This is a genomic window from Pseudoalteromonas sp. Z1A6 (genome assembly GCF_011378745.1).
Lineage (GTDB): Bacteria > Pseudomonadota > Gammaproteobacteria > Enterobacterales > Alteromonadaceae > Pseudoalteromonas > Pseudoalteromonas arctica.
This window is the reverse complement of the sequence record NZ_WTKW01000096.1, coordinates 1-13091: the sequence shown is the minus strand read 5'-3', so window position 1 is coordinate 13091 and position 13091 is coordinate 1. Positions and strand designations below refer to the sequence as shown.

Sequence of the window (13091 nt, the reverse complement as noted above, 5' to 3'; positions counted from 1 at the left end):
AATTCATTAAAGTACTAGGTAGCTTATTTTTTATTATCCCGTTCAACTTATACCTTTATATTTCGGGTATTCAGGAATCTAACAGCTCTTTATATTGGTTGTTGGTTGTGGCTTCAATTGCTGTTGGTGGTTTTATCGGGCTTTATTGCGAGCAAAAGGTCATTAAAAAACGTCTTAAAAAAATAATACAGTTAAAGGCGTTTTGAATGACTAATGATGAAGGGCAGTTAGGGTGACCTTATTCTAACCGTTACGGAAATTATCAATTATAGAATGGTAAACAACTTGGCTTTATTAAGCCTGATTCTCTTTAAAATAAAAAGCGGAATATTACGGTCAATAAATGCATGGGTAAATTGATCTTAAGTTGATAGGAACTCAGCTATGGTTTGTTTATCAATAAAAAATAAAAAACGAGTTAATCTACAGGCTAATTATACGTATCTCAGATTATGGAGAATCTTTTGAATCTTAAAATTAAAACATCTAAAGCCGACTATGACGCTTTTTACGCTCACACAGCATCTAAGGTGTTGAAATCCTATACATGGATACCCATGCTTAAAAATGTGTGTCTTTGGTTGGTGCTAACTTTTAGTTTTATGTCCTTCTTTCAGTTGCAGTCTGGCGGAATAGAAAATAAGTTGTTCTTTTCTGTTTTCACATTATCCATTTTATTTTTTATTTACGTCGCTCTCAGTAAATTTATGGAAGTGAAAATTGCACAATGTTTTACACCAAATGAAAATGGAATAATGATTGGTCCTAAAGAGTTTGAAATAAGCGCTGATGGTATAAAAGAAATCCACCAATATGGTTATAACTTTTATGACTGGGATGTTGTAGAGCATATCGAAGAAGTTAATGGTTCAATCTATGTATATGTTGATAAAGTACTTGCCATAATTTTCAACCCTGAGTCGTTGAAACCTGATAAATGTAGAGAAGATCTTTTAGCTACGATGAACAAACACGTAACAACACGCCCTGAGGTGGACGACTAGTCAAATTTAGCTATTAATTGCAAATTTTAAAAGTGGTGAGCCTCTTTGTTTTTCAACACTTAAATGTAATCCTTATCAATTTAAATACCACAGTTCTATATAGGCTTACCCTTCACTTTTTACTGCTTATAATACGCTTTAGCCCAAATCAACTATGTAACTACAACGAATAGAAAAACCAGCCACTCTACAAGTATTTGCCTTGGAATAGTGGGCAACTAAAATCTAAATATATCCATACCTCTTGACGGCTTCGTCCAATAAACTGCGCTATTTCCGTTTATTTTCACTTCAGCGATATCATTAAACGCGCGCAATCGCCCTTAAAATTAATTCCCGTAAAAACAAATTAATTATGGGAGGTCCTGTAGTCAAATAACAATACCTTAGTAAACGCTAGTTCATATTACGTCACGTAATATCCATACAGAACTTTAAGTTAAACATACGTTCGTGCAGCGTTCCCATTTTTATTTGACTCAATTTATTGGACATTCTTTTTATGAAATTAAAGTTATTTATCGCAATTATTTTTAGCACTTCGATGTCGTCTTACGCGACAGAAGCATTAGATAAAACGGAGTTTTCATTCGAAGACTTAAAAGCACTGGCAAAAGCCTCAGCCGAAAAGCCCTATACGGCAACCAAGGTTCCAGCGCCGGAGTTAATCGATAAAATTACGTATGACGAACACTGGAAAATACGCTTTAAAGAAGATGAAACCTTATACCCAAGTGGAAAAAACGCACCTGTACAATTATTTTACCCTGGCCGATATTTTCCTGAGCCAGTAAGTATTTATATCAGAGACGATGAAAATCAGGTGCAAAATGTACCTTTTAGTAATGATGTTTTTGATATGCCTGATGACAGCCCAGCTCACGACCTCCCTGAAGGGTTTGGATTTGCAGGCTTTAGAATAATGCGCCCAGATATGAAACCCGATTGGATATCTTTTTTGGGTGCGTCTTATTTTCGTACGGACGGGCCAGAGGGGCAATATGGACTGTCGGCGCGAGGTATCGCGATTAATACGGGTATGAATCAACCAGAAGAATTTCCGCGCTTTTCTGCATTTTGGATTGGCCCCGCAGAGAAAAAAGGTGAAAGTGTGTCTGTTTGGGCATTGCTTGAAGGGCCTTCTATCACTGGTGCTTATCGATTTGGTTTAAGCAAAGATAACAAAGAAGCTAAAGGCCATATTACCTCTGTAACGGCTAATTTGTATATGCGCGCCGATGTTGAACGCTTAGGCGTAGCACCGTTAACCAGTATGTATTGGTACTCACAAAAAGATAAAACAGAAGCTAAAGATTGGCGCCCAGAAATTCACGATAGCGATGGCCTTGCGATTCACACAGGATCGGGTCAATACGTTTGGCGCCCATTAAATAATCCTCAGTCGGTGTCGACCAATAGCTTTATTGATGAGAACCCAAAAGGGTTTGGTTTAATCCAAAGAGATCGTGACTTTAATAACTACCAAGACGACGGCGTATTTTACAATAAGCGTTCATCAGCGTGGATAAAACCTACTGACGATTGGGGCAAAGGCGCAGTTCAGTTAATCGAAATTCCTACAAAAGATGAGACGTTTGACAATATTGTTGCCTATTGGGTGCCCGAAAAAGAGGCGCGCAAAGGCGACGAGTTTACCTTTTCTTATGATATTGAATGGCGTCCACTCGATCCAAAATCAAAAACGCTTGCAAGCGTTGTAAATACTCGCCAAGGCTTAGGCGGAATTCCCGGCCAGCCTATTCCTGAAGGCGTTAACAAGATGGTGATTGATTTTGAAGGTCCAGTATTTAAAGGCTTAGATAACAAAAGTGGTATAAAGCCGATTGTTGAAGCCAGCAACGGTGAAATACTAGAACCTATTGGGGTTTATCCGGTAGTTGGTACAAACCAATGGCGATTAGCGTTTGACTACAAACAAGCTAACAATAATCCGGTAAACATACGCGCGTATTTAGTTGATAAAAATGATGAAGCTATAACTGAGACATGGGTAAGTGATGCAAAGGTAACTATTAAATAAGACCTTAAATAAGCATTAAAGTAAAACGGGTGGCTATATTTTGATTTTCTTGTCAATTATAGCCACCATAATGTCTTTTAAAACGCCAATCAAAACAACATTAAAACTCCCTTTTATATCCCACGTAAAATACAGTAAACGATTGAATCAAAATATGAACTCGGCTATGGTTTGTTTATCAATAAAAATAAAAAAACGAGTTAACTTACTGTTTGTTAGCTGTTTCGAGGGATTGTATGTTTTTTTTGAGTAAATTATTTTGTTGGGAGCGAGGTAGGCAAAAATCAGGCTACGATAAAATGTTGATTTGTGGTGCTACGTGGCCAATTAAATTTGATACATATTTGCTTAAATTCCCACAAGGAAGTGAAATAGCACCACACACAGACAAAGTTGAATCTGGTAAACACTATCGATTGAATATAGTGCTTAAAAAAGCAGATTTGGGTGGTGAGTTTATTTGTAGTAATCCGATATTTGAAACAAAGCGGGTTAAGCTATTCCGCCCTGATGTAAGTGAGCATCAGGTATCAAAAGTTATAAAAGGTAATAGATATTTACTCAGTATTGGGTGGATAAGAAGGAGCTCTAAGTGTTAGATTTAAGACCTAATTGTGAATGTTGTGATAAGAATCTACCTGCACAGTCCAGTGAGGCTTTTATTTGTTCATTTGAATGCACGTTTTGTTCTGGTTGTGCGCCAAACATATAAGAACATAAAGTATAATAATTACATTTTCTGGGTATGGAGATCTGATGAGAAAATCCTTTGAATTTACTGTTAAGTCAATCAAAGTTAAAATAATTAACGCTTGGTTTAGTGGTGCTAAATTATATGTGAATGGTGACTTACGAGATACTGACAAAACTTTGTTCGCTTTTAGGAATAATACTTTACTATCTGCAAATTTAGGTGAGTTGGGTGTTCTAGAAATCAAGCCATTATCGGGTTTAATTACCGTTGAAATGGATGCATATTTGGTCAATGGTACAAACATTCAACATGTATATAGCTCACATAAACGCCTTAGCCTAAAAGAGCAAAGGGCAGCTCGATAAAGCTACTTTAAATAACGTATATTCCTGCGTTTTCCTGCATTTACCTGCCTTCAGTAATAACCTCCAAATGACTTTGAGGAGGTTTAAGCCCCTAAGCATACCAAGTTAATCTATTTGGTTTACTCGATTACCTTAAAATCACTCACACTCTTTCACATAAAGTAAAAGCGCGCTGTACATTACACTGAGTGCCTTTGTTACATCGCTGTCGATAACGGCTTCTGCTGGGTGATGGCTTATACCGCCAGGGCTGCGTATAAACAACATGCCAACGGGACAAATTGGAGCGATTGCCATTGCATCGTGCCCTGCGCCTGAGGCAAGTGAAGGCGATGCTTGGTTGTTGAGTTTACATGCGCTTGTAAATAAATGTTGAATAGTGGTGTCGCACGCAACGGCATCTGCTGCATGCGTCCATTGCCAATCGAGTGTTAAATTGCGTTTGCTTGCTATAGATTGAGCGCTGCTTTGTATGGCGCTTAGTAAGTTAGCGAGATCGGTGTCGCTCTGAGCGCGTGCATCTAGGCTTATGGTCGTTTTGCCTGCAATCACGTTTGTAGCCCCAGGGCGAGATTGTATTTGCCCTACGGTGGCAACTTCGCCATTACTCGCGTTTTTTGCTAGCTGCTCTATGGCAAGAGTAAGTTCGGCGCAGCCTGCTAACGAATCCTGTCTCAAGTTCATTGGCGTTGTACCCGCATGACCACTTTGCCCTGTTAGGGTAAGCATAGCGCGTTTAGCACCTGCTATAGCCGTTACTACTCCGAGCGCCTGATTAACCGATTCGAGCACCGGACCTTGTTCAATATGAGTTTCCCAGTAACCTAGTAATTCGTTTTTGTTTAGTGCGGCCTTTGCGTAGTCATTAGGATTTAAGCCAAAATCGAGCATGGCTTGGCGCATAGTTATGCCGTTTGTGTCTTCAATGTTTAGCCACTGTGGGTTAAATTCGTTAGCGAGGGCTTTTGAGCCAATTAAAGTTGTGGCAAAGCGGGTGCCTTCTTCATCGCAAAAGCCCACTACATCTAAATGAAAGGGTAGGTCGAGCTTTAACTTATTTGCAAGCGCTGCAATTTCTATCCCCAGTAGTACACCTAAAATACCATCAAACGCACCTGCATTCGGTACTGTGTCGAGGTGTGACCCTATAATTAAACGTTTAGCATGTGGGTTTGATGATTTAAGCCGACCCCAAAGGTTGCCCACTTCGTCTTGCCACGATTGCATGCCTGCCTCAACCATCCATGATGCAGTAACGGCGTTACACTCTTTGTGCTCTTTTGATAAGTACACGCGGTGAATACCACCTTGCATTTGCGATAGTGCGCTGAGAGTTTTACAGCGAGATAAAGCGCGTGTTGCGTATTCATCAGCAAGTTCTTTGTTTAATAAAGGCTTTAAAAGGGGGCTTACAATCGTCATGCTAAATCCTTTTTTTATTTATAGTGAGTGAGGGCGGCAATGGCGGCTTCGCCTTTAGGACCTTTGTAACCGTTGGCATGCAAGCAAGCGTCTAGGCTGGCAAGTGTTTGTAGTACGGTATCTTTTCGGGCGTTGTAGCCCATAGTGCCAATACGCCAAATTTTGCCATGAAGTGGTCCAAACGAGGTGCCAATTTCTATTCCAAAATCGGTTAGCATTTGCCCGCGTACGTGATCGGCATTAATGCCCTCGGGTATATAAACACCCAGTACGTTGTTCATTTTATGCGTTAAATCGCCAAATACATTTAAGCCCAGTGCTTGAATGCCGGTTAGCATGGCATCGCCATGTAATTTGTGGCGCGCTACGCAGTTATCCACGCCTTCTTCAATGACTATGCGGGCGCATTCTGAGGCGCAGTACAGCATGCTGGTGGCTTCGGTATGATGATTTAGGCGCTCTTCCCCCCAGTAATTCATGATCATACCTAAATCAAAATAGTTAGAGCGCACAAAGGGTTCTGTGCCATCGGTATGATCGGCAGTGCGAATGCCTGCTTCTACCTTTTTACGTTTTTGGATCCACTCGGCGCATTTGTCGCTTAGTGTTAATGGCGCTGATCCAGAAGGACCGCCTAAACACTTTTGTAGGCCAACAGAAAGTGCATCGAGTTTCCACTCATCGGCAGGAAGTTCGTTACCCACAATAGATGCGGTGGCATCGCAATAAAATAGTACATCGTGCTTTTGGCAAATATCGCCAATATGCTCAAGAGGTTGGTTCATGGTGGTGGATGTATCGCCCTGTACCATAGCAAGCACATGGGGTTTTACATCAACAATGGCTTTTTCGATCTGTTCTGGCGTAAACACTTCGCCCCACGGTACTTCTATTGTGTGCACCTTTGCGCCAACGCGTTCTGCTATTTCAGCAAGTAGGTGGCCAAAGCGCCCCATAATTGGCACTAGTACTTTATCGCCTGGGCGTAAAATTGAGCATAATACGGCTTCAATACCTGCGCGCGATGTGCCATCTATTAGCATGGTCCATTCGTTTTTAGTTTTAAAAATTTCGCGGTAACGTGCCATGGTTTCGTTCATAAAATCGGTCATTACTGGGTCGTATTGACCTATAAGCTGCGCCGACATAGCACGTAAAACACGAGGATCTGCATTAATAGGGCCTGGTCCCATTAATAAACGCTGTGGTGGGTTTAAGGTTTGAACTTGCGTGTTATTAAACATATTTTAGGCTCCCAGAGTCTGAATGAGCATGCGAATGCCGGTTATCATTAAGACAACGGCAAAAGCGCGTTTTAGTTGTTTTTGATCCAGCTTGCTACCAATTTTTACGCCAATAGGCGCAAATAAAATAGTCAGCGGAATAATAAGAAAAAAGGCAGGGAGGTTAACTAACCCCCACGTACCTAGGGGAGCATCGGTTGGCGTTGTGCCAATACTTAATAAGGTAATAACACCTGGTAGCGCAATCAATAAACCAAAAACGGCCGCAGTTCCTACTGCAACATGGGCGCGTACATTAAATGCGTTTAGCATAGGTACGCCAATAGTACCGCCGCCTATGCCAATCATTACCGACAAACCACCTACAATACTTGCCATAACGCCTTGACCAAATTTACCTGGCAGTTGTTTTACAAGCGCGGGTGCGCCGGCTCTAAATAACATATTAAGGCTTACCAAAATGGCAATGCAGGCAAACATGAGCACTAATGCGTTACCGCGAACGGAATGAGCAATAATACTACCGACTACCGCCATAACTAATATAAACGGTGCCCAGTATTTTATTAGCGCAAGGTCAATATTTCCTTTGCTATGATGCGAGTTAATAGATGAAAGCGAAGTAGGTACTATGGTTGCAAGTGATGTGGCGGTGGCTATCATCATTGCCGACTCTGGGCTTACGCCAAAACCTTGCAGTAAAAAATACAGCACAGGTACGATAACAATACCGCCGCCTACACCAAAAAGTCCTGCTAAAATTCCGGCAAAAATACCGGTTGCTATTAAGGCCGCTACTATTGGCCATTGGTTTATTATTTCTGACATTGTGTTCCTGCTGTAGTTACTGTTGCACGTCCATCTGAACGAGGATCTGTTGCAGCTTCAAGGCTTGTAGGTGTATCTAAAATAGCCCCAGCGTGCCCCATCATTTCGCTATTATTATCAACGCTTACCCAATCGTGGTCACGTTGATTTAATTCATGTTCTATATGAAAAACTAACCCCTTTTCAATTTTTAAATTTGTACTTGTATCGCCCCATGTGCGTCCAAGTAACCAACGAGGGTCGCTAATTGCTTGTTTTATTGATTTATTTCGCCATGCGTAGCCTGCAAAAACAGCGGCTTGGGTTTGTGGTTGCCCTTCACCGCCCATTGTTCCGTAAGCAAGTCGACGACCATCGCTAAACTTTGCCATTGCTGGGTTAAGTGTATGAGCCGGCTTTTTATTTGGCGCAAGGGCGTTAATATTGTTACTCGCATCAATATCTTCATTGTTTAAACTAAAGCTTAAACCTCGGTTATTCCACACAAAGCCGCCTTCGCTCATTAGTATTCCGCTGCCAAATTCCCAGTAAATACTTTGAATAAAGCTTACTAATTGCCCGTTTTTATCTTTTGCAGCCATCCACACTGTATCGCCAGGCTCTGCGTTAAATGACCATTGTTTGGCTTTACTCATATCAATATTGTTAGCAAGTTCGCTTAAGCGCTCATCGGTTAGTGCGTTTTTATAATCATCCCCTAACACATTAGGATCAGCCCAAAGGGTAGGGCGATGCGTAAAGCTTTGTTTAGTTGCCTCAACAATTAAGTGCGTCCAGTCGGCATCGGTTTTAGCTAAATGCTTTAACTTATTTACGGCACCAATTATTTGTAGTGAATGCACGCCCTGTGTTGGCGCGGGTAAGTTGTAGCAATCAATACCTGATAAGTTAGCATTTAGCGCAGTAACGACCTCGGCTTTTGTATTTGCAATATCACCTGCGGTGATTGAGCTGCCTGCTTTTGCTAAGTCGGCGGCAAATGAGTTAGCAAGTGCGCCTTCATAAAATGCGTTTAAACCATGTTTTGCTAAGTATTCAAACGTTGCAGCAAGTTTAGGGTTTTTAAAATGTTGACCTGCTTGTAAGGGCTTGCCATTGGGTATGTAGAGGTTTTTAAACGCGTTATTAGTATTGTTAGCAGCGGCTAGCTTTTCGCAGCCTGCTTGCAAGCTTTTTGTTACGGTAAAACCCTCGCGAGCAAGCTCAATAGCGGGCGCTAAAATGTTTAACAGTGGTAGTGCTGCGTGCTCATCTAGTTCAAGCGCCTTTTGCCAACCGCGAATTGTACCCGCTTGAGTTAGTGCGCTTAATCCGCCGCGCTCTGGTATTTGCGTGAGCGGGTTATACGCCGTTGTATTAGTTGCTGCGCGGCCGCAGGCATCAATAGCAGTGGGCGTTTTTTGGTTTGGGTTATCGATAAGCCAAAAGCTGTCGCCACCAATTGAGTTCATATGTGGATACACAACGCTAATCGCAGCGGCAGCCGCTACCATAGCCTCGGTAGCTGTACCGCCTTGTTTTAGTATATTTATACCCGCCTCTGTTGCCGAAAAATGAGACGCGGTAAATGCAATATTGTGTGTGGTCATGCCGGTGTGTCCTGTTTAAAGTGTTCAGCTAGGTGCTTAACGCAAGCAAGTAGGCTTTTATCGTTACCGTGGGTCATCATTAATGAAAAACCATAAGGATGATCATTTGCTAAATCAGCCAGCGGTAAATGCACTTGCGCTGAGCCACTAAGTCCTGCAATTGCCGAAAGCGTAATAATTTGCATACGTAAGGCGCTTGTGTCGGCGCCTAATTTAGGTGCAGTTGTAGGGGTGGTGGGTAAAAATAAGCAGCTGTGCTTGTTTAAGTTTTTAGCGACGATTACTTGCCATTCGTGCTGTATTTTTAACGCCTCTTGTTCTTCTTGCTTGGTTAAAGCCAGTGCCATTTTAAAACGAGCCGCAATTGCTGGCGCAAAATGAGAAAGCTGATCTGGGAGTTCTAGCCAGTCTCGGTGCGTTTTAGCAATCGCACGACCTTGTAATATTCTAAAGGTATCGGCAAGCTCACTTAGCAGGCTGCTTTTGGGGAGCTTAAAATCGATATGATGATTAAAATAAGGTTTGGTTTTTTCTAAAAGCTTACCCAGTGGTGCTTGTAAAGAGGGGTCAACGAGTTCAAAGAGTGCTTCGCAAATAACCAGCGTATTTACTTTATTAATAGCTTGTTGTGGTAATAATACATCGCTAACGCTGCTTAATAGCTCAGCGCTTTGGGTAAGCCAACCTATGGTATCAAAAGGGGGAGCCAACGGTATTAGGCCGTCTTTTTCAATCACGTTATGGCTTGGCCTTATGCCATATAAACCACAATAGCTGGCGGGTATTCTAATTGAGCCGCCAGTGTCGGTACCTAAGCCAATATCGGCTAAGTTAGCAGCCACGGCTGCTGCCGAACCCATACTCGAACCACCGCAAGCATGCCCTTTTAATTTAGGATTTTGCGCAGCGCCATAATGTATATTATTACCCTCTAAGCTATAAGCCAGTTCGTCTGTGTGGGTAAAGCCTATAAAGTTACAACCAGCGGTCATGAGCTTATTAACCGAGCTTGCCGTACTTTGAGCCGGTTTAGCTGTTTTAAACCAATGTGGGTTGCCTGCGCTGTTACGCTCGCCTTTAATAGCAAATACATCTTTTACCACAAGGCGCTTATTAATAAGTGTGCCTTGGTAATGTGTTTGCCATGCTTTAGGACCATGGTCACAAAAAATACCGGTCGTATTATTATTTTTGGTACTCATATCACCACTCGTTATAAAAAATCTGACTAAGCAGTCCAGATTTAGGGTGATTAAAAAGACAGATTAATTTTTATTATTTTTCAGCCCACTGCGTAACATCTTGTTTTTATTTTACAGAGCCTGATCCGCTTTTTAATCGGTTAGCTTATTATATTGTTTAAAACCTAAGCAAGAGGAATGCCATAAATTAAAATCCTGTCCAACTGGTCAGGTTTTGATAGGTTGTGTGAGGTTTATAAATGTGGGCTGTAAAAATAATGGCATTGAAATGAGCTAAAACAGACCAATTTGGTGCGCAGGTGCACCAAGTTGGCTGTTATTTATATGGTTTTGAGTGCTAAATAAGGGGCGTTTTACTGATGATTAAACCATTAATATCGGCGTAAACCCAATCGTTAGGTTCAATAGTGGTGCTAAGCATGGTAACAGCTTGGTTTTTATCACCAAAGCCGCGTTTTAAGGTACTACGCGGTGTAGAGCCTAGCGCCATTACAGGTAAGTTCATCGTGGCAAGTATTTCAATATCTCGGCAACAGCCATTTATTATTACGCCTTCCCAGCCATTACTTAAGGCACGCTCAGCCATAATATCGCCTATGAACGCAAAGCGTTTGCTCGCAAACCCGTTTATAACTAATACTTTACCTTCACCATTTTCATGCAATATATCGGCGGCAAAAGAGTTGTCTTCTGGGCAGGTAACGGTAACTACTTTGCCATAAAACGTGGTTTTTTTACCAAAGTGGTAAAGGCCGCTGTCTGCTACTTGTACGTTATCGCGATGATCGTCAAATAAATCGGGTGTAGTAAAGGATGTCATGGGTTAAGTCTCACTTTGCTCAGGTATTTTAAGACCAATACCTTTTAAAATTATGTGGGCAATTGACTGCGTAATTTGTGCCACATCGGTTTCGTCGTACTCTAATTTGTTCATTACAAGTAAAACCTCAGCCTGAAAGTCGGCGTAATATTGCGTGGTAGACCAAATAGTAAAGAGCAAATGGTACGGGTCAACCTTATCCATTTTATCTGCGTCCATCCATGCTTGAAGTACATCAACCTTTTGTTTAACCCAAGGGCGGGTATTGGTTCTAAAGTAGTTTTGTAAATAGGGTGCACCGCGCAGTATTTCACTGGCAAATAAGCGAGATTGCATTGGCTGATTTACGGCCAGTATTACTTTGCTTTTAATATAGTTATAAAGCACGGTAGCTGGATCGTCGTTAATTGTGACGTTATCAAGCCCTAAGTTCCAATTAGCTATTATGCGGTCAATCACAGACTCGTACAGACCATCTTTACTTTTAAAGTAATACAAAATATTAGCTTTTGGCACCTGCGCTTCTTTAGCAACCATGCTCATACTTGCTCCGTCGTAACCTAATTGCGAAAACAATTGCTCGGCGGCATCTAAAATTAGTTTTTGGTTTTTCTCGCGTGTAACTTCTTTTTTATTTGGCTTTATTTGTGTGGTCATTATAGAGTTTGCGTGTTTAACGTATTGATTGATTGTAGCTTTACTGACCAAAAGGTCAATTACTAAAAAGGTGAATGTTAAAAACAGGCGAGAGGTTTAAGCTATTAACTTTAATTGTTTAATTAAATAATTACTGTTAGTTTAGTTTCAAATTTACGAGTAGTACTTTTGGGTTGGCAAATGGATTTTATAAGCAAAAATAAATATACACTATATGGAGTCGCTGCAATATTACTGTGGAGTTGCTTAGTTGCATTACTACGGGATATTTCTGAGTTGTTTAGCCCCATTGGTGGTGCTGCGGCTATGTATTCTGTCAGTGCGATATTTTTAATTTTGGTTATGGGAGTGCCCAAGTTTAGTGGTTTTTCGAAACGCTACTTGGTAGTAGGTACTTTATTATTTGTATCGTACGAAATTTGTTTGGCGCTTTCTATTGGTATGGCAAATAGTCGTCATCAGGCAATGGAAATGGCGGTTATTAATTATTTATGGCCCACGCTAACAATATTGCTCTCTATTATTATTGGGCGCAAAAAAGTAAGTTACTGGGTTTACCCAAGCATGATTATTGCTTTTTTAGGCGTTGCTTGGTGTATTACGGGCGATCAAGAAATGTCACTCGATACGCTTGTTACTAACTTTGCTGATAATCCTGCTACTTACCTAATGGCATTAGCTGCAGCGTTTATATGGGCTATTTATTGCGTAGTAACGCAAAAGCTGAGTAATGGTAAAAATGCCATTACGTTATTTTTTACTGTTACGGCAATTAGTTTGTGGGCGCAATATGGTTTTAGTAATGAAGCGCCATTAACGTTTTCACTCAGCTCAAGCATGACGTTATTATTAGCTGGTGTAGTCGTGGGGAGCGGTTATGCACTGTGGAATCAAGCTATTATTGGCGGTAACTTAATGCTGTTGGGCACGCTTTCGTACTTTACACCGGTGTTTTCTAGTATTATTTCGGCGTTGTATTTATCTATTACGCTGAGTGCTTCGTTTTGGCAAGGGGTTGTACTGGTAACAGTGGGCTCGCTAATTTGCTACTTTGTAACGCGAGAAAAGCCTAAACGCACAGTAAACTAATCTACTTTAGTTAACTCTTTTAAGGTGCTGATATTTAATGGTTTAATGGTTTAATGGTTTAATGGTTTTATATTTTAAATCTAAATTTATACCTTTAATGAGGCGTGCAATACGCCTCATTAAGTTTTTCTTTATA

General features: G+C 41.1%; 12 protein-coding genes and 1 pseudogene. 6 read left to right on the top strand and 7 right to left on the bottom strand.

Features of this window, described 5'->3' with window-relative positions; genetic code table 11:
- From GQR46_RS20545 to GQR46_RS08235, 5 genes and pseudogenes are all read left to right on the top strand, one after another.
- A pseudogene (locus tag GQR46_RS20545) lies at positions 1–206 on the top strand (hypothetical protein); the annotation flags it as partial.
- A 501-nt stretch (positions 207–707) separates the two neighbouring features.
- Positions 708–1004, top strand: coding sequence for a YcxB family protein (locus GQR46_RS08255; protein ID WP_165740677.1), 297 nt, complete (start codon positions 708–710; stop codon positions 1002–1004).
- A 502-nt stretch (positions 1005–1506) separates the two neighbouring features.
- The gene (locus GQR46_RS08250; RefSeq protein WP_165740676.1) at positions 1507–3045 is read left to right on the top strand and encodes a glucan biosynthesis protein; all 1539 of its coding nucleotides are present in this window, start codon (positions 1507–1509) and stop codon (positions 3043–3045) included.
- A gap of 236 nt (positions 3046–3281) precedes the next feature.
- Positions 3282–3644, top strand: coding sequence for a 2OG-Fe(II) oxygenase (locus GQR46_RS08245; RefSeq protein ID WP_165740675.1), 363 nt, complete (start codon positions 3282–3284; stop codon positions 3642–3644).
- 157 nt (positions 3645–3801) lie between these two features.
- A complete protein-coding gene (locus tag GQR46_RS08235; RefSeq protein ID WP_096794347.1) occupies positions 3802–4104 on the top strand; it encodes a hypothetical protein in 303 nt (100 codons plus the stop codon).
- A 138-nt stretch (positions 4105–4242) separates the two neighbouring features.
- Here the strand turns inward: GQR46_RS08235 and GQR46_RS08230 are convergent, their stop codons facing one another.
- The 7 genes from GQR46_RS08230 to GQR46_RS08200 form a co-directional block, all read right to left on the bottom strand.
- A complete protein-coding gene (locus GQR46_RS08230) occupies positions 4243–5526 on the bottom strand; it encodes an allantoate amidohydrolase (RefSeq protein WP_165740674.1) in 1284 nt (427 codons plus the stop codon).
- A 14-nt stretch (positions 5527–5540) separates the two neighbouring features.
- A complete protein-coding gene (locus GQR46_RS08225; RefSeq protein WP_165740673.1) occupies positions 5541–6770 on the bottom strand; it encodes an alanine--glyoxylate aminotransferase family protein in 1230 nt (409 codons plus the stop codon).
- A gap of 3 nt (positions 6771–6773) precedes the next feature.
- Complete coding sequence (locus tag GQR46_RS08220) at positions 6774–7598, bottom strand: sulfite exporter TauE/SafE family protein (RefSeq protein WP_165740672.1); 825 nt, start codon at positions 7596–7598, stop codon at positions 6774–6776.
- Positions 7586–9187, bottom strand: a complete 1602-nt coding sequence (locus GQR46_RS08215) for a gamma-glutamyltransferase (protein WP_165740671.1) — start codon at positions 9185–9187, stop codon at positions 7586–7588. The genes GQR46_RS08220 and GQR46_RS08215 overlap by 13 nt, the downstream gene beginning before the upstream one ends.
- Positions 9184–10389, bottom strand: a complete 1206-nt coding sequence (locus tag GQR46_RS08210; RefSeq protein ID WP_165729004.1) for an amidase family protein — start codon at positions 10387–10389, stop codon at positions 9184–9186. Before GQR46_RS08210 ends, GQR46_RS08215 begins: the two co-directional genes overlap by 4 nt.
- 337 nt (positions 10390–10726) lie before the next feature.
- Positions 10727–11209: a putative 4-hydroxy-4-methyl-2-oxoglutarate aldolase gene (locus GQR46_RS08205; protein ID WP_165740670.1), complete on the bottom strand. Its 483-nt coding sequence runs from the start codon at positions 11207–11209 to the stop codon at positions 10727–10729.
- Positions 11210–11212: 3 nt separating this feature from the next.
- Complete coding sequence (locus tag GQR46_RS08200; RefSeq protein ID WP_004334664.1) at positions 11213–11866, bottom strand: TetR/AcrR family transcriptional regulator; 654 nt, start codon at positions 11864–11866, stop codon at positions 11213–11215.
- Positions 11867–12046: 180 nt separating this feature from the next.
- On the opposite strand from GQR46_RS08200, the gene yddG reads away from it, so the two are divergent.
- Positions 12047–12955, top strand: a complete 909-nt coding sequence (yddG, locus tag GQR46_RS08195; RefSeq protein ID WP_165740669.1) for an aromatic amino acid DMT transporter YddG — start codon at positions 12047–12049, stop codon at positions 12953–12955.
- Positions 12956–13091: the final 136 nt, after the last annotated feature.

Bases quoted from the DNA above. Each gene is read 5' to 3' on its own strand.
- GQR46_RS08255 (WP_165740677.1), top strand. From the start codon at position 708: ATGGAAGTGAAAATTGCACAATGTTTTACACCAAATGAAAATGGAATA.
- GQR46_RS08250 (WP_165740676.1), top strand. From the start codon at position 1,507: ATGAAATTAAAGTTATTTATCGCAATTATTTTTAGCACTTCGATGTCG.
- GQR46_RS08245 (WP_165740675.1), top strand. From the start codon at position 3,282: ATGTTTTTTTTGAGTAAATTATTTTGTTGGGAGCGAGGTAGGCAAAAA.
- GQR46_RS08235 (WP_096794347.1), top strand. From the start codon at position 3,802: ATGAGAAAATCCTTTGAATTTACTGTTAAGTCAATCAAAGTTAAAATA.
- GQR46_RS08230 (WP_165740674.1), bottom strand. From the start codon at position 5,526: ATGACGATTGTAAGCCCCCTTTTAAAGCCTTTATTAAACAAAGAACTT.
- GQR46_RS08225 (WP_165740673.1), bottom strand. From the start codon at position 6,770: ATGTTTAATAACACGCAAGTTCAAACCTTAAACCCACCACAGCGTTTA.
- GQR46_RS08220 (WP_165740672.1), bottom strand. From the start codon at position 7,598: ATGTCAGAAATAATAAACCAATGGCCAATAGTAGCGGCCTTAATAGCA.
- GQR46_RS08215 (WP_165740671.1), bottom strand. From the start codon at position 9,187: ATGACCACACACAATATTGCATTTACCGCGTCTCATTTTTCGGCAACA.
- GQR46_RS08210 (WP_165729004.1), bottom strand. From the start codon at position 10,389: ATGAGTACCAAAAATAATAATACGACCGGTATTTTTTGTGACCATGGT.
- GQR46_RS08205 (WP_165740670.1), bottom strand. From the start codon at position 11,209: ATGACATCCTTTACTACACCCGATTTATTTGACGATCATCGCGATAAC.
- GQR46_RS08200 (WP_004334664.1), bottom strand. From the start codon at position 11,866: ATGACCACACAAATAAAGCCAAATAAAAAAGAAGTTACACGCGAGAAA.
- yddG (WP_165740669.1), top strand. From the start codon at position 12,047: ATGGATTTTATAAGCAAAAATAAATATACACTATATGGAGTCGCTGCA.